Source organism: Roseivivax sp. CAU 1753 (assembly GCF_054482575.1).
Genome location: NZ_JBTLRF010000002.1, coordinates 140,075 through 156,016, shown reverse-complemented (window position 1 = coordinate 156,016; position 15,942 = coordinate 140,075). Strand labels below are relative to the sequence as shown.

The following is a 15,942-nucleotide window of genomic DNA, read 5'->3' as shown; positions in this document are numbered from 1 at the left end:
TACGCGCCGCCGCGATTGGCCGAGACAAGATTTTCGTGGCGGCGCGTGAGGTCTGTATATCACGAATGGGCGGATGCCATGTGAGGAGCGCACATCACGCTCACATACAGGAAACCGTAGCTCCCAGCACAAACCGCCAACAGCGAAGACAGAACTCTGCTGAACCGGAGCTGAACACCGCGACCATTGTGACGCTGGAAGTAGGAAGGATTTTTCGGCCCGTAGGCCCTGTTCACTCAGAGAACACGAAACAAACCTTCCGCTGAGTCGTGATGGACACCTCTTACCGCGGCAGTAAATTGCTGGAACAGGCTTCCGCTTCACACCATCCCTTACGCCTCCGAGCCGAAGCCATAATGCAAAGCGCCAGCCCCCGAAGCCAGGAATGGCTACACAGCCACGGGAACAACGGTGCCGGCGGGCGGATCCTTCCTAACGATGCTGCCTCTCACCGAGCTAAGTCCTAGAATGGGCACGTGTGCACAGTGGGGATGCAGCCTGTGTCCACCAAGACCCCACCTTCAATTCCGCCTCTAATCTGGCTGAGTCCATTATTGACCGTTTCATCCATTATCCGAGATGGCCGCCTGCTTATAAATCAACTGAGGCGAAGGTTTGCACCCAAAAAATAGTCAAGTTTGCAGCATAGATTTCGAAGGCACCCTCAATTTTCTATTACTCAGCATCGGGCGACCGATATCCTTGGTTCCGCGCCCGCTCCATCACGGCCATCGCCTTAACGGACTGAGCTTCCGTCAACGGCCGTAGCCGGAGACGAGTGGCCGCCTCGAGTATACCGGCTTCAGAGTGCGTCAGCCGCATCCCTGAGCTTTGGACCCAGTTCATGAGACAGAGCCACTCGGCCGATCCGATCTCGGCCACGGCTGCCTGGGCTTGGATGCCGCTCACCATGCGTTGATCGCGACGACCCTCCGCCGTTCGTTGGCGCCGTTCGGCAGTGCCGATGAGCATGTCCGAAAGATCACTGCGGAACTCCAGTTCTGTCTTCATCGCGGCGTCGACACATGCCTTCTTCTTTGCCCATTCCGTCGGGTTGCTTCCGCCGACTGGCGGCGAAAGAAGGTGTGCGTGCATGGCTTCGCCGTATTGGTCGAGGACATCTATTAGTGGTTCAGGCAAGCTCTGACTGTTCCAGATCAATTGGAGGTCAAGAGCTTGCCCTTGCTCGGCGACATCATGGACCAGCTTGGCGATCGCATAGCAGACCGTGTTCGCGCGCAAGCCGCCTGTATACCACGCACCGGCAGCGTCCGAGACAATGCGTTCCGTCTTCCGGAAGACTATCAGCTTCGAGATCGCATTTCGAAACCACTCATCCGAAAATGTCTCATCTCGCTTGTCCCACTCCTTACCAATGGTATGGGCAAAATGGGCGAAGTTTTTCTGTGCTCCGAGACTTACTAACTCAGGCCGCCCGCGCCATGTCATCTCCGCCTTGGCGAGGTCGGTCTTGGTGAAAAGTTGCGCTCGTGGATGCTCAAGGTCGAATTTTCGCCGCTGTGCCGGCGTTAGGCTGGCGCGGCGATCCGCGAACTGGCCGCGAGCGCGCTCATAGAACCACCGGCTCTGAGTGAAATTTCCCTCCTTCGCCGGGGCATAGAGCCTGCGCGAAATTTCCTCCATCCAAACGTGGAAGGGATGGTTCGAGAAGAAGTCAGCGGCTGCGATCCTGTTTTGACTGTTCGCATTCCGAGAAATATCCGGGACGATTTTTTCGGCCTTCTCTGCATCGACGATGGAAAGCTTCATTTGCACGAAAGTTTTCGACAGGTCCTTCCCGCTCCGCAGGGCCGCGTGAATGGAAGCGCTTGTCTGCCCTCCGTTCACGATTTGGAGGTTCGTCAGACGAGTCATCATCTGGATGCCGTCCCGCTCCTCAATTTCGATCGCCTCGGCCGTAGCGGTGATCCCGTTGTTGTAAGCGAAGAACATCGACGGGTCTTCTTCAATGGTCTTCCGGATTCCCTTGTTCACATTACCTCGTGCCTGGAGGAAGACACGCACGTTCTGCTCCAAGAGGCGTGCCTCCCATCGGTCGTAGATCGACGCGAGGACTGGTCCCGGGAGAGCGGCGAGGTATGCTTGGTAAGGTGAATCCGGCATGTGGGCGGCAAGAACGGGTATCGCCCCTCCATGCTGATCAAGATCGACGATGATCTCCTCTCGCCCCATCGCGGAACTCTCGATCCGCTCGAGACGGGTGACATCCCACACGCTGTAGCTGACCGGACGCTCCATGAACTCGGTCATATCGCGCCCATCGACACGGCTGCTGAGCTTGCGATCGGTAAGCAGAAGCAGGCGGATCTTCTTCACCGATGACCATCGCGCGGCGATCATGTCGGCCAATTCGAAGCCCGGTGCCGTCTCCTCGAGCCTGTTACGCCAATCCTCGTCGAGCGCCGCCTTCAGGAACCGCAAGGGGCGTTTGAACTGGCTGTTCAACTCGGTGCCGGTCAGTGTCGGCGCATCCGGATCGTCAGCGTGGTCAATGACAAGAAGCGTCAGTTGCTTGGATTTCCGCGGATCACCGCCCCAGCCGTCCACTCTGATGCCGGACTGCTGTGTGCCCCGATGGTGAAAATACTCCAAGTCGTCGATCTCCCCGGAACCGGTGATCGTGTCTGAAACTCTGGCAAAGAATGCTTCCTCCATCGAGGTGCCATTCGCTTCGGAAAGCAGCCTGACGTCTTCCCGGAGCATGTCTGCATACTGATCATCTTCGCCCATCGTCATCCCTCACCTGCAAGCAGGTCATTGAGATCGCGTTCGCTCATGTGAAATGCACTAAGTTCAGCGAGAGGGAGGTCATATGCCACCTCGATCGGGCCATCGGGGAAGGCACCAGGAACTATCCGCGGGAAGCCGCTTTGGACTCGGTAGGCATCGAAAGCCCTGTGCAGCAAGATCATCTCGTATTCGTGGGTGTCGTCGTGGCCGGCATCTTCGAGCGCCGCTTCGAACGCCTTCGATGCGTGCGGTGCGTCTGAAGCAATGGCGGAACGGACCTGCCCCACAATCTCGTGGAGATCAAGCGCCCCCACATCCTCCTCACCCGCGGATGCAAAGGTGTGAACGAGCAGGATCAATTGATGGCCGGGCACATCGTCGAGTTGATGTTCTGATGTGATCCGGACCTTGTTCCGTGAGGCCGCGCCACGCGCCTTGCACTCAATGCACAGGTCGGAAAGTTCGAAATCCTTCGGCGCACGCTGGGAGCCCCGCCAACCCACTACCGCTGTATCGAGTCCCCTCGAGGGCGCGACGATGTTCAAGAGCGTCCACAGCTCACCAATCAGGCCCAGCTGCATTTCTCGACTAAGAGTCGGTTTCCTGCCTCCCTTGAGGAGAGCGTGCCATTTCCACGTTCGTCCAACAAAGGACTGGACAGCCGTCACTTCATCGCGTGCTGCCGCAACCGTCTCGATGATGTCATCAGTGAAACGCGTGAAGATGTCCGCATCATCGGCATTTTCCAGCGTGACCGACAGGATGCCCTTGTCGTCTTCGCTTCGCACCCGCGCTTCGACATTAAGGCCTGCGATCTTGGGGAGGGCGAGTCCAGAGGTAGCGGCACGTCCATGGACGAGAAACAGGATGCGTCGACCGAGATGGTCAAACGCGCGAAAAATTTCCCAAGGCCGACTTTCCGCGACCAGACGCCCGTTCAAGCGCGGACCAGGCGGCGAAGCCGGAATATCGGACCATGGATCGTCACTCTTCCCGATCAAGAGCCTCTCCCACTTCCTCGTCGATCTCGCCACGGTTCTGCTGCCACCAGATCGTGTTCACCTGATAACTCACCGTCTTTCCCTTTTTCTCTGATGTCGGGAACCCGATGGTCCACGCGGTGACTGGAGGCTCTTCAGTCAATTCTCCCGTCTCCCGATTAAGAAGCGCAATGACATGCACCGCCAATATCGGACGGCACCGCTTCGCCAAGTATGCACTGTCCGCGATGTTCTTTGTGCCTTGGGCTGCGGCTTCCGCTCGAACCTCAGCCAGGGCATCATCGGTCATGCCGAACCGGACAACCCCGCGCGATGAGAACCGGCGGCTGGTCGCGATTACCTTGCCATCCTCGCGTGCGGCTGGCGTCCGGGTCTGGATGCGCAGTGGGAAACCCAAGCCGTCCCAAGTTACAGCATCCCCCTCTCCGCTACCGACAAAAACGATGTCCCATTCATCGAGGTTCTCGTCCTCGCGCTCCTCAATGTATCGTATCACCGGTTCAGTCTGCGTCCGCTCCGCATCCCGATGATTTCGGAAGTCCTGAAGATAGTCCTTGACGATATCAGAAGGGACGCTTTCGAAGACTTTGCTTTCGCCATCCATGTCGAAGTTTCGATCTGCGAGCCGGCGGTGAAGTCGGATCGCCGCCTGCCGGTTTTCCTCGGCTTCATTGCCTGGACGGTTGTCGTGAATGACCGTTGTCTCAATACGGCTGCGTGACAGGCTGACCTCGACAATCACTTCTTGACCGCTTCCGGCCTTGTTTCGTGCAGTCACCTCCAAGGCCGACGGATGGCGCTGGACACGCAGGCCAAAGTCGCGCGGGCTCGCTCCGGATGCGGCCATGTAACGCAAATCCTGCCTCAGTTCCTCGGATGCTTCGGCAATATGGGCATACCAGCGACGGGCCTCGTCCTTGATCCATACCCGGCAGAGGTCCTCATATCCTGGGCGATAACCGAACCACCGGGCCATTTGAAGAAGCGTATCGTAAGCCTTAGAATTTCTCAGGAAGTAGCTGATTGTCAGCCCCTCAAGTGTCAGTCCTCGAGACAGGGAATATCCTCCGACCGCGATCGCCGTGACCTGGTCATTTTCGGGGTCGTTGATTTCCGGATACTCAAGCTTCTCGCCCGACTTGCTGTTCACCTCGTAGACAGCGGCTCGTCCCGCCACCTGATCGAGTAGCGGCAACACCTCCTCCCAGTCTACTCCTGTATCGACATACTCGTGGTCGAAGACCTGTCTCATCGCGGCTACTTCCGCGTTGGCTTCGGCCTCGTCAGGGGGAAGTGCGCAGTGCAGGTTCAGTGCTGGGCAAATGATCTCGTTGATGCGATGCCGGATGAGGTTCGCCACATCGGTCTGGACGGACGTGAGGTGGGAGACGTTCACCAGCATGGAATGATGCTTGTTTCGTTGCCCGCGGAGATGACGGATCGCTCCGGAGACGATGAATGTTCGAATTGCCGTCATCAGGGACTCGGGAAGATCCCGGACCTGCTGGCCCTTCGGCATCTTCAACGGCAAGTAGGGCTCGTTATCCTTGATGTCGCGGGTGGGGCGCTCGGCTTCCTCATCGGGTTCGCCCAAGAAGACCTTCTCCGCGCCGTAGTAGTTTCCGGGTCGATCCAGCGCGATAAGAAAATGTTCCGGGAAGAGGTCACGCCCTGCCTCCTCGTGCTGGAGGTCCGGGTCGATGAAGATGTTGGCGAAGGGCGTGGCAGTAAAGGCGATGTAGGAACTCTTGCTGAAGAGGTTCAGCAGTGAACGAATTTGACCGTTGATTCGAGAGACCGCCTCCGGTCCCTTTGCCACGTTGATCGAGGCATTGTCGGCCTCGTCGTCGATCAGGATCATCGGCTGATCGATGGTCCCGCCGCCACGGGTGAGGTTGAAGGCCTTCAGCCATGTGAGAAAATTCTTCAGGACGCTCGCGTTCTTCTTAATGACGAAGACGATCGGCTCCTTCTCCATGTTCACAAGCGGAATTCGCTGATCTGCCTGCCCCTTTCGGAAATCGGCCCGACGGGTGGTCATAGCGCTCGGTTCACGTGATGGATCGATTAGTCCAACGCCCACCCGGCCGTCGTCCCGCACGTTTTCCAAGCGTGAGATGTCACTGTTCCGTCCGATCAACCCTTCGTCGATACGTGTCTGGGTCTGGCTCCGCAGGTTCTCATGGATGCCGGCGATGATAATAATGACCTTGTAACCGACGTCGGCGGCTTTGCTCACGAGCGCGGTGTAGTTACCCGTTTTGCCCGCTTGGACATCCCCCATCACCATGCCGCGCCGATCGAACGGGGCGCCCGCTTGCGGATCGCCGCAGAGCTCGATGACCCGGTTGGTCTTCTCGTGCATCGCCTCCAGCACGGGCCCTGGGAATCCCGCATTGGCAAGCTGTGTTCGATAGCGGGACCAGTAGAACCAGTCGGTTTCCTGCCGCCGTCTGGCATCGAACCAAGGCGTGAAACCGGGTGCCACAAGTTCGGCTCCAGTCTCGACCAACACGCCGTGGCGGATGCGCATTTCGTCGTAGAGTTCGTCAAGTTGTTCGCGTGTCACCTCCGCGCGCGCGAGCGGTGCGTATTTCTCGATTTCGGTCTTCAGCTCTTCCTCGGTCCTGTGTGTCTCGATCATGAAGTCACGGATTAGGCCGCTGATGTTGTCCAACGTGAGGATTTTCATTGCGCCGCCTTTTCCTGAACCAAGAGTTCGCTGATTACCTGCTCGTTCCCCGCGTAGGGTGGAACAACCTTCATCATCGCCGCGATGTCCTTGTCATCGTGTCCCATCTCTCGGAGTTGATCGATCAATTTAAGACCATTTGCTCGAAGCTCGATCTCATCGAGGCATTCCTGCCTGATGTCCGTGAAATTCTCAGCCATGTCGTGGTAAAGCGCCTCGACCGGCAAGCCCGCCGCGATCAGACGCAAGACTTCGCCGAATGCGTTCTCCTGCTCGTCCGTCAAGGTGGCTGCAAATGCCGCCACTGAGGGGTGATCTTCGTTCAACGCGTAGCTGATATGGTTGTCGGTCTTCGTCCGTTGCCAGAGCGGAAGGGGGTTCTCATCCGTCAGCTTCGCACCGCGCTTGCGATAGACGCGCTTCGATTTTCCGCCGAGGCCTTCGATCAGCCTCCTGAGGTAATCTCGAAGCGCGGGCGGTGGTGATGCGGTGGCCTTGAGCACGTCGATCTTCCAAGCCGCATCGCTCTCATTGCCGATGTCGATCCGCACGCGGGCGAGCTGGGTCAATCTGTGCTGGGGCGCCATCCGGAACCAAGTTGCATGCCGGATGAGACGCCGGTTCCGATAAAGATAGAAGCCCTGCGACTTCATGTGGCCTTCCCGAAGGCCCATCTTCTTCCATTCCGCCTCGGACGCCACCTTGTTGCGGTGCGGCAGGATGAATGGCTGAATCTTTATTGTGCCACCACCCGCCACGCGACGGTCTTCCGCCTGCCTGATCGTCGCGTCATGCCATTCCGCGAACGGATCGACCGGCTCCAGTTTCCGTCCATTGACCTCGAAGGAGACCGCTTTCCTCCCCTTCTCCGATTTCATGAAGCGGTGAAACACCAGCTCGAGATGCCTCGACGCTTCGTCCATGATCCTCAGGAAATTCTGGCTGCCCAGCTCCAAGCCGACCCTGTCGAGTTTTTCCCATAGAATGAGCGTGCCGTCATGCTTCAGCAGGTCGGCGAAGCGGATGCCTTCCGCTGACTGGCGTGTTTCGACGACCCACGCGTTTCGGGCGACTACAAGATCCAAATCCCAGACTGCCACGGAAACGGCATCGTCACGTCGGGTCACCACCGTCAACCGTCGACATTGCGAGAAGGAGGCCGTTTTCAGCCCGAGGCCGAACCTGCCCAGATCGTCGGCGCTTCGCGCCTCCAATGGCGAACGTGACCCGGGTCGCATCGCCTCGAGCAGTTCCGACCGTGACATACCGAGGCCATTGTCGATGATGCCGATGGCAGCATCATCGGGGTCTGATCGCACCCGGATCGAGATCTCCGTTGCGTCAGCCGTGAGCGAGTTGTCGACGATGTCAGCCAATGCGCTCGACATCGTGTAGCCGATGTCTCGGAGGCTTTCGATCAGTGCCCCGGCGTTCGGCCGAACCTCGTGATACGAGCTTTTTCCGTCGCAGGGCCGATCAGTCATGCCGTTACCGCAGCGTTCTCGCCTTTGGCGATACTCGCGGTCGCGTTGTCGAATATCTGGGCCAATACTGGATGCAATGCAGCGGCAATTTTCGATGCGAGGAATGGTGGAACTGCATTCCCGACTTGGATATATTGCTGCGTTCTATTGCCCTTGAAAAAATAATTATCCGGGAAGGTTTGCAATCTCGCTGCCTCGCGCACCGTCATGCTGCGGCACTGGGAAGGGTCGGGATGGATGAAGTAGTGTCCATCCTTCGATAGGTGGCAAGTCACGGTAGACGACGGGAGATCCCAAGGCTGGACCCGGAAGCGATCGTTAAACTTTCCAGATTTCCAGTTTTCGTGCTTCGGTGCGAGTTGATCCGGAAAGTCCGTCGCTTTGGGGGAGCGGCCGGTCGTAGCCGCCCAGCAGGAGGCGAAGAGATATCGCTCCAGATCACCGGACATATGTCCGCGCGTTTCGTGAAGCGATAGCCGGGTCAACTGACTGTCCTCCAGCCAATCCCGAAGGTCATCTGGGCAGCTGCCCGGCAACCTCGTGCCACCGACCGCATCCTTGCGTTTCTCGACAGTGATCTTTCGAGACCTATCGACGGAGCGCAGTATCTCAGAAAACTCTTGCGCGGCTCTCTCATCGAGGTCATTCGGCATGACCGCTATCTTGGCCGCCCCAAACGCGACAATCCGCTTCCAATCTTCAACGTTGTCGCAATCGCCCCCGCGCGAGCTCATCCCACTTCGAAGCACAGGCATTGCGGATAGGACGTCTCGGACCGTAGTTTGACGGGACACTACATTGAGGCGAGGTGGCTTGAAATGACCCACCGTCGTTAACAAATCGCGCCTAAGACCAACAATAATTACTCGGTGGCGTGCTTGAGGGACGCCATGGTCCTCCGCTGCTACGACGAAGTCCTTCGGCTGTGCATGCTCATAAAGGTCTGTGTTGCCGGTCAACGGAAACAGTTCATACTCCGCAGAGCCGCCCCCGGATCTAAGATCCTCGGTGACTAAGTCGAAGACCTTGCGCTTCTCGATGCTCGAGGAAAGCATTCCCTTGACGTTTTCCATGACGAAAGCGGCCGGACGCAGCTGTCTCAGGACATTGATGTATTCTTGATAGAGTAGGTGGCGATTCTCGTCGTGTGCAACGTATCCGAGGTCACTTGGCTTCCGGCCCCTTCCTGCAAGCGAGTAGGCTTGGCAGGGCGGGCCGCCTATGAGAACCACCCGATCGCCGCGCCGTCGCCGAATTTCGGCGATGCGTTCATCTAAAATCCTCGCTGTTCCCGGATCGCCCAAAGTCAAATTAAGAGCTTCGCGCTCAGCGTGCGCCCATTCGCGCGGGTAAAGCTTCGACCAATTCGGCTCGGTGCCGCCGCGATTCATAAAGTCGATGTATTCGGGCGGAAATTGAGCTCCAAATCGACGCAAGAAAGCCCGCAACCTGAGCGTTCCATGCGCCACGGGGTCCTTCTCAACGGAAACGTCAATCTCGAACCCGCCCTGGCGGGCTGGAAAGGCGCAGAACCCCTCGCCAAGGCCGCCGGGGCCTGAGAATAGATCAACGATTCCGAATGTTTCTTTCATTGTGCGAACACTGCACAATCTGTTTAAAGGAGAAAAGGTGGCTCTGAGAAAATTTCATGGCTGATACCGTCTCACCTGAGGTGAGGTCCAAAATGATGGCGGCGAACAGGCGGAAGGACACCCGTCCGGAGCTACTAGTTCGCAGCTATCTGCACGCACAGGGTCTGAGATTTCGTCTCGACGTCCGCAAGCTCCCCGGTAGCCCGGATCTCGTGCTCGCGCGCCATCGTGCCGCAATTTTCGTGCATGGCTGCTACTGGCACCGACACGAAGGATGCCGCTTCGCCACGACGCCGCAGTCGAACCAAGCCTTCTGGACAACAAAGTTTGCGAGGAATATCGAACGTGACGAGACTGCAATAGCCGCTCTCCTGAACATGGGCTGGCGAGTTGCGGTGGTATGGGAGTGCGGTCTTAGAGGGGAACACCGAGACGGAAACCTCTCAACCTTAGTGGCATGGGTCCGCGGGAACGCAGATCGCATGAATATCCCTGCCCGCGCACCGCGCTGATGATCAGTTAAGTGGAGACCGAAAACACTCGAGTCGGCAAGACGATGCATCAAACTTGGTGTGGCGGATCGAGATCAGAAAAGATGTGTCGCCGACGTGCCCACAGCCAGTCAACCGGCCGACAGGTCGAGCTCAAAAGCCCTTATTTTTGCCACGCCCCCGAATGTAGGATGGCGCAGTATTTTCCAAATATCATGTCCTGCGTGATCAATGAGGTCCGCGCGACGTCCAGCGCTGTTCCAATGGCATTCCAGAACTTGGTAAGCGCCGACAAAGCTGGCGCGAGAGTAGTCGCGCGGGCATCGCGCTCAATATGCTCGAAACCTCCGCGAATATGATACTTGTTGCCTCCCACGCAACATATAGGCAGACATCGACTTCATGCTGAAGCACCGTCGTGAACGCATCGATGTCAATTCGCCTCCAATAGTGACCCCCTCAAGCTCGGATATGCCTTGCTGCATGAACTCACCCTTTTCCGGCAACATGATCATAGCACTGAATTTCGGAAACTGATCAAAGCTGCGGATCCCGGCTGGCAGCAGCAAAAGGCCCTTTTGGGATTCAATCTAAGAAGTCTTAATGCTCGTTGATCGGGCGGACCAACCAGCTGCACCACGAGAACTTTTTGCACTGGCGGAACTCAGAGTGGCCGACGCTCGCGCTCTCAAGAGCTAGAGACACTCACGTTCTTCCTGAAAAAACTAGCCAAATCCACGCCTTTAGGTTCACCGAACCGAGGAGCACATTCTCGACAAACAAAAAGGCGCCCGAAGGCGCCTTGTTTACTTGGTCGGAGTGGCAGGATTCGAACCTACGACCCCTGCCTCCCGAAGACAGTGCTCTACCAAGCTGAGCTACACTCCGACCGTGTCGCGCCGGATATCCAAACCCGCGCGGTTTGGCAAGGGGTCACCGGTCGCTCTTGGTGCGGATGCGGGTCAGACGCAGAAGGTTGTCGATGCGCGGCAAGGTGCTCGTCTCGAAACGGGTGCGGCTGCGGCTGACGGGGCGGTTCTCGGACGCATCCGCCCGGCCTTCCCGGATCACGATATACAGCCCCGAGGCAATGATGATGGCCGCACCGATCATCGTCGCGGAGTCCACCGCTTCGCCGAAAAACAGCGTGCCGAAGAAGGCGGCCCACACGATCTGCGAATATTGCATCGGTGCCACGATCACGGCTTCGCCACGGCGATACGCCTCGATCATCAACGCGGCGGCAAAGAACCCCAGCACCGCCAGCCCGCCGTTCAGCGCCAGATCGCCGACCGGCATGGGGATATAGACAAAAGGCAACAGGATGCTCATCACCACAAAATTGCCGAGCATCGGATAGAGGATCAGCACGGCGCTGCGCTCTTCCTGTCCGATCTTGCGCGAGATGATGGACGACAGGGCGCTGCCGAATGCCGCCGCCAGCGCCGCCAGATGCGCCAGCGACAGCGCGGTGGTGCCGGGCTGCAGCGCGACGATCACACCGCCAAGGCCGACGATGACCGCCATCCATCGGCGCAGGCGCACCCGTTCGCCCAAGAGCGGTATGGCCAGCAGGGTAATAAACAGCGGCGAGGCAAAAAGGATCGCATAGGTCTGCGCCAGTGGCAGCACCGAGAAGGCGTAGAACGCCGCCGATCCGGTGACGATCGCCGCGGCGGTGCGCAGCGCGACCCACCAGGGATGGATCGGACGCAGATGACCCGGGGCCGCGTCGCGGATCAGCATCAGGGTGACCATCGGAAAGCCGAAGACGACGCTGAAAAACAGGATCTGTACCGGGCTGTAGGTGCCGCCCAGCACCTTCACCACGAGGTCATGGGTGGCGAAGATCCCGAAGCCCGCCAATGCAAGCAGAGCGCCTTTTGCGTTGGGTCCCAAGACGCTCTCCTTTGGTGTGCCGGTGCGGTCTGCTGCCGTGCGGTTACGGTCTGCGGACGTGCCGCCGGGGTCGGTGACACGTCGGTCCTGATTGTGCGCCCGGGCCGCGGCCCCCGGGCCCAGGGTCAGAGCGTGGCGTCAAGCCGTGCGACGATCGCATCGCCCATTTCCGAGGTCGAGACCGGTGTCGCCCCCTCTTCGCCCAGAAGATCGGCGGTGCGCAACCCGTCGGCAAGAACCGCTTCGATCGCACCTTCGAGACGCGCCGCCTCGTCGCCCTTGTCGAAGGAATAGCGCAGCGCCATCGCAAAGCTGAGCACGCAGGCGATGGGGTTCGCCTTGCCCTGACCCGCGATATCGGGCGCGGAACCATGCACCGGTTCGTATAGCGCCTTGGGGCGGCCATTGGCCATCGGCGCGCCGAGCGATGCCGACGGCAGCATCCCGAGCGATCCGGTCAGCATCGCGGCAAGATCCGACAGCAGATCGCCGAACAGGTTGTCGGTCACGATCACGTCGAACTGCTTGGGCCAGCGCGTCAGCTGCATGGCGCCGGCATCGGCATACATGTGGCTCAATTCGACCTCGGGATAATCGGCACCGACGCGGGTCACCACCTCGCGCCAGAGGATGCCCGATTCCATCACGTTGGCCTTTTCCATCGAGCAGAGCTTCTTGTCGCGCTTCATAGCGAGGTCAAAGGCGGCGCGGGCGACGCGGTCGATCTCGCTTTCGGTGTAGCGTTGGGTATTGATGCCGACGCGTTCGTTGCCCTCTTCGAAGATGCCGCGCGGTTCGCCGAAATACACCCCCGAGGTCAGCTCGCGCACGATCATGATGTCGAGCCCGGCGACCACGTCGCGCTTGAGCGACGAGAAATCCGCCAGCGCGTCGAAGCACTGGGCCGGACGCAGGTTGGCAAACAGGTCCATCTCCTTGCGCAGGCGCAGAAGCCCCCGCTCGGGTTTGACCGAAAAGTCGAGCGCGTCGTATTTCGGACCGCCCACAGCACCCAGAAGCACCGCATCCACCGCTTGCGCGCGCGTCATGGTGTCATCGTGCAGCGGTGTTCCGTGGGTATCGTAGGCGATGCCGCCGACAAGATCCTCGCTCACATCGAAGGCAAGATCGCGCTTGGCGGCGAACCAGTCGATGACTTTGCGAACCTCGGCCATGACTTCCGGGCCGATCCCGTCACCGGGCAGAATAAGAAGCGAGGGGTTGCTCATGGTGCTTTGGTCCTTTGCGCATCAATGCCTGATGGTCCGCGTAAGCAAAGCTGGCATGGTCGTCAAGAATCCGGCGGGTCGCGGCCATGGCCGGTGGTGCCGTCCAGATCGACCCAGACCGGATGGTGATGGCCGCCGCCAGGCACGGCCGGGCCGGACCCCGCGGTGATGATCCGCAACCCGCGCGCGGGCAGCACGTAGCTGATGCGCAGCGGTTCCGGTCCGTCCGGCCAGAACGCCGTGGCCTTGCCCGGTGCCGGGTCCACGATGCGGGGGTCCGACAGCAGCGCCATGATCGCCGCGCGCTTGCCCTGCCCGCGCATCGGATCGAGATTGGCATTGCCAAGAATGACGAACGGGCCGTCGGGCGGCGGCGCATCCAGCCGCCCGTCCAGCAGATGCCGCCAAAGCGCGATCTCGTCATGGTTGCGGCGACCGTTGCGGTCTTCTGGCCCGTCGAAGACCGGCGGCGTGGCGTGAAACGCCATCAGTGTCAGATGTTGCCCGTCCGGCATGTCGGCCCGCACGACCCAATGACCCGAGGTCGAAAGCCGCTGCACCGCGTACCCCGGATCGTCCGCCGCGATCTGCGTCTCGGGCAGATCCCGCCACAACAGGCCGCTCAGATCGGCCAGCGCGGAAAGCGGGTGGCGCGACAGCAGGGCCATGCCGCCTTCGCCCGCGAACCAGCCATAGCCCTGCGCATCCCGGGGCTCGCCCAGCGCGCCATTGCCGTCGAGATCCCGCGCCGTCTGCTGACCGGTGTTCGGTTCGAGCGCGAAGATGTGGGGATAGGGCACAGCCAGACTGTCGTTCAGCGCGGCAAGCGCGGCGTGGCCGTGGTCGTAGTCGAAATCGGTCAGAAGCAGGATGTCCGCCCTCAGCGCGTCGATACCGGCAACCGCTGCGGCAAGGTCGGCATCTTCGCCGCGCAGCAGGTCGCGCAGCAGAAGCCCCGGCCCCTTGCGGGTGAACGCCGCGTGCCAGGTCGCGATGCGCAGCGGCTCTGCCACGGCGGGCAGGGCCAAGGCGCAACCGAGCGCCAATACAATGATCAGGCGGCTTGCAGCATGTCCGATTGCGCATAGGCCCGGCGACGCTTTTCCTCGATCAGGTCGCACACGCGCCAGAGGGCCATGCCACGCATGACAAGGGAAGTCGGAAGGAACGCCCATGCGGTCACGGTCCAGATCAGGGTCTGCGGATCGCCAAGTGGCAGCGTCGCGCCCGCAGAGCTTGCGAATTTAAGCAGTGCCGGCATCAGGAATGGCAGCAAAAACCCTAAGGCCACGTTAACATTCGCATCCCGTTTCAGCCGATAGATCACATCGCCGCCCGCGGTGGGGTCGAACAGCGGCAGGTTGATCCAAACGTTGAACGCGCCCTTGCGAATAGGCCAGCGCATGAACCGCATCAGCGGCGCAAAGATCAGCACCGCGACCAGACCCGCGGCAAACGCCAGCCCGGCCAATGCGCCGTAAAGGGAACGTTGCGCTTCCGAGCCGCCGTCCTGCGCCAGCAACACCACCAACCGGACCGGCGAGAACGGAAAATCCATCGTCCGCCCGATATCCGCGCCAAGCGCTGCGACCCGCCCGGTCACCGCCCCCGGCATGACGGTGTCGCGCACGCAAAGCGACACCAGCAGCAACGTCACGAACAAGGCGGCAAAGCGCATGCGGTTGAACGGCGGGGCCGAACGGAATTCGATGAAACTGGGTGCGGTGCTGACGTATTCGGTGAAGGTCAGAAGCCCGGCAAGGATCGCGCCGAACATCATCATCTGCGACACGTCCTGATTGTGCGCAGGCAGAATCAGCGCTGGCATGGTCACCAGAAGGGCCATCAACAGGGCACGAAGCCCCGCGTTGAAGACGCGTGTGATCACAGACCTGCCCTCATATGCCAGGCGAACACGATACGAAGCCGCATTCTTGTCCCGGCGTATTGTCACCGTTTCCGGCAATTGCCTCAGTTTTGCCCAAATCCTGCCGCCTTTCCGACAAGCCCTCAAGAACTACGGTTGGTATCCCGGACAAATGGGGCTGATTTCCGGAGCGGCTGGTGCGAATTTGCATCGACACCTGGGCATTGCTGCGGCGCTGATGGGCACGGCCCCAAGATGTTGTGGCGGCAAGAAAAACGGTCGCAAGCGCGAAGCTGCGACCGTTCCGGGCACCGTGCGGGCTGGATCAGATCCAGGGGCGCTCCTGCGCCATTTTGGTCTCGAACGCGTCGATCGCCGGGGCCTTCTCGAGCGACAGCGCGATATCGTCGAGCCCTTCAAGCAGGCAATGCTTCTTGAACTGGTCGACCTCGAAGGAAAAACTCTCGCCATCCGAGGTGGTCACCGTCTGCGCTTCCAGATCGACGGTCATGCGCGCATTGGCCCCCTTTTCGGCGTCCTTCATCAACACATCCACCTGCTCCTGCGGCAGCGCGATGGGCAGGATGCCGTTCTTGAAGCAGTTGTTGTAGAAGATGTCGGCGAAGCTGGGCGCGATGACGCAGGAAATGCCGAAATCCTTGATCGCCCAGGGCGCATGTTCACGGGACGACCCGCAGCCGAAATTCTCGCCCGAGACGAGCACCTGGGCATCGCGATATTGCGGCTGGTTCAGAACGAAACCGGGGATCTCGTCGCCGTTGTCGTCAAAGCGCATCTCGTCAAAGAGGTTCACGCCGAGACCGGTGCGCTTGATGGTTTTCAGGAATTGCTTCGGGATGATCATGTCGGTGTCGACATTCACCAGCGGCAGCGGTGCCGCGATCCCGGTGATCTTTTCGAACTTGTCCATTTCAA

Annotated in this window: 11 protein-coding genes and 1 tRNA gene; 1 reads left to right on the top strand and 11 read right to left on the bottom strand. The window is 59.7% G+C overall.

From position 1 onward, the window contains the following. Positions 1–675 precede the first annotated feature (675 nt). Genes ACXYMN_RS05600 through ACXYMN_RS05580 form a run of 5 tightly spaced genes read right to left on the bottom strand, consistent with a single transcriptional unit; the run spans position 676 to position 9,520 of the window. Entirely contained in the window at positions 676–2,751 is a 2,076-nt protein-coding gene (locus tag ACXYMN_RS05600) for an AIPR family protein (protein ID WP_459012512.1), read from the bottom strand. Positions 2,752–2,753: 2 nt separating this feature from the next. Next, positions 2,754–3,752, bottom strand: a complete 999-nt coding sequence (locus ACXYMN_RS05595) for a PD-(D/E)XK motif protein (protein ID WP_459012511.1) — start codon at positions 3,750–3,752, stop codon at positions 2,754–2,756. Next, the gene (locus ACXYMN_RS05590) at positions 3,736–6,444 is read right to left on the bottom strand and encodes a Z1 domain-containing protein (RefSeq protein ID WP_459012510.1); all 2,709 of its coding nucleotides are present in this window, start codon (positions 6,442–6,444) and stop codon (positions 3,736–3,738) included. Before ACXYMN_RS05590 ends, ACXYMN_RS05595 begins: the two co-directional genes overlap by 17 nt. Continuing rightward, entirely contained in the window at positions 6,441–7,928 is a 1,488-nt protein-coding gene (locus tag ACXYMN_RS05585) for an ATP-binding protein (RefSeq protein WP_459012509.1), read from the bottom strand. Before ACXYMN_RS05585 ends, ACXYMN_RS05590 begins: the two co-directional genes overlap by 4 nt. After that, positions 7,925–9,520 (bottom strand): DNA cytosine methyltransferase, encoded by a 1,596-nt coding sequence (locus ACXYMN_RS05580; protein ID WP_459012508.1) that lies wholly within the window; start codon positions 9,518–9,520, stop codon positions 7,925–7,927. The genes ACXYMN_RS05585 and ACXYMN_RS05580 overlap by 4 nt, the downstream gene beginning before the upstream one ends. 56 nt (positions 9,521–9,576) lie before the next feature. Between ACXYMN_RS05580 and ACXYMN_RS05575 the strand changes: the two genes are divergently transcribed. Next, the gene (locus tag ACXYMN_RS05575) at positions 9,577–10,032 is read left to right on the top strand and encodes a very short patch repair endonuclease (protein ID WP_459012507.1); all 456 of its coding nucleotides are present in this window, start codon (positions 9,577–9,579) and stop codon (positions 10,030–10,032) included. A gap of 790 nt (positions 10,033–10,822) precedes the next feature. Here ACXYMN_RS05575 and ACXYMN_RS05570 read toward each other — a convergent pair. The 6 genes from ACXYMN_RS05570 to leuD form a co-directional block, all read right to left on the bottom strand. Beyond that, positions 10,823–10,899: transfer RNA gene (locus ACXYMN_RS05570), tRNA-Pro, on the bottom strand. 45 nt (positions 10,900–10,944) lie between these two features. Beyond that, positions 10,945–11,910, bottom strand: coding sequence for a DMT family transporter (locus tag ACXYMN_RS05565; RefSeq protein ID WP_459012506.1), 966 nt, complete (start codon positions 11,908–11,910; stop codon positions 10,945–10,947). Positions 11,911–12,035: 125 nt separating this feature from the next. Beyond that, positions 12,036–13,139 (bottom strand): 3-isopropylmalate dehydrogenase, encoded by a 1,104-nt coding sequence (gene leuB / locus ACXYMN_RS05560; protein WP_459012505.1) that lies wholly within the window; start codon positions 13,137–13,139, stop codon positions 12,036–12,038. A 62-nt stretch (positions 13,140–13,201) separates the two neighbouring features. Continuing rightward, a complete protein-coding gene (locus ACXYMN_RS05555; RefSeq protein WP_459012504.1) occupies positions 13,202–14,167 on the bottom strand; it encodes an endonuclease/exonuclease/phosphatase family protein in 966 nt (321 codons plus the stop codon). 26 nt (positions 14,168–14,193) lie between these two features. Beyond that, on the bottom strand, positions 14,194–15,027 hold the full coding sequence (locus ACXYMN_RS05550; RefSeq protein WP_459012503.1) for a hypothetical protein: 834 nt from the start codon (positions 15,025–15,027) through the stop codon (positions 14,194–14,196). A 304-nt stretch (positions 15,028–15,331) separates the two neighbouring features. Then, positions 15,332–15,937 carry a 3-isopropylmalate dehydratase small subunit gene (gene leuD, locus ACXYMN_RS05545; protein WP_459012502.1) on the bottom strand — a complete coding sequence of 202 codons (606 nt, stop codon included), beginning with the start codon at positions 15,935–15,937 and terminating at the stop codon, positions 15,332–15,334. Between the last annotated feature and the right edge of the window lie 5 nt (positions 15,938–15,942).

Bases quoted from the DNA above. Each gene is read 5' to 3' on its own strand.
- ACXYMN_RS05600 (WP_459012512.1), bottom strand. From the start codon at position 2,751: ATGGGCGAAGATGATCAGTATGCAGACATGCTCCGGGAAGACGTCAGG.
- ACXYMN_RS05590 (WP_459012510.1), bottom strand. From the start codon at position 6,444: ATGAAAATCCTCACGTTGGACAACATCAGCGGCCTAATCCGTGACTTC.
- ACXYMN_RS05585 (WP_459012509.1), bottom strand. From the start codon at position 7,928: ATGACTGATCGGCCCTGCGACGGAAAAAGCTCGTATCACGAGGTTCGG.
- ACXYMN_RS05580 (WP_459012508.1), bottom strand. From the start codon at position 9,520: ATGAAAGAAACATTCGGAATCGTTGATCTATTCTCAGGCCCCGGCGGC.
- ACXYMN_RS05575 (WP_459012507.1), top strand. From the start codon at position 9,577: ATGGCTGATACCGTCTCACCTGAGGTGAGGTCCAAAATGATGGCGGCG.
- leuB (WP_459012505.1), bottom strand. From the start codon at position 13,139: ATGAGCAACCCCTCGCTTCTTATTCTGCCCGGTGACGGGATCGGCCCG.
- leuD (WP_459012502.1), bottom strand. From the start codon at position 15,937: ATGGACAAGTTCGAAAAGATCACCGGGATCGCGGCACCGCTGCCGCTG.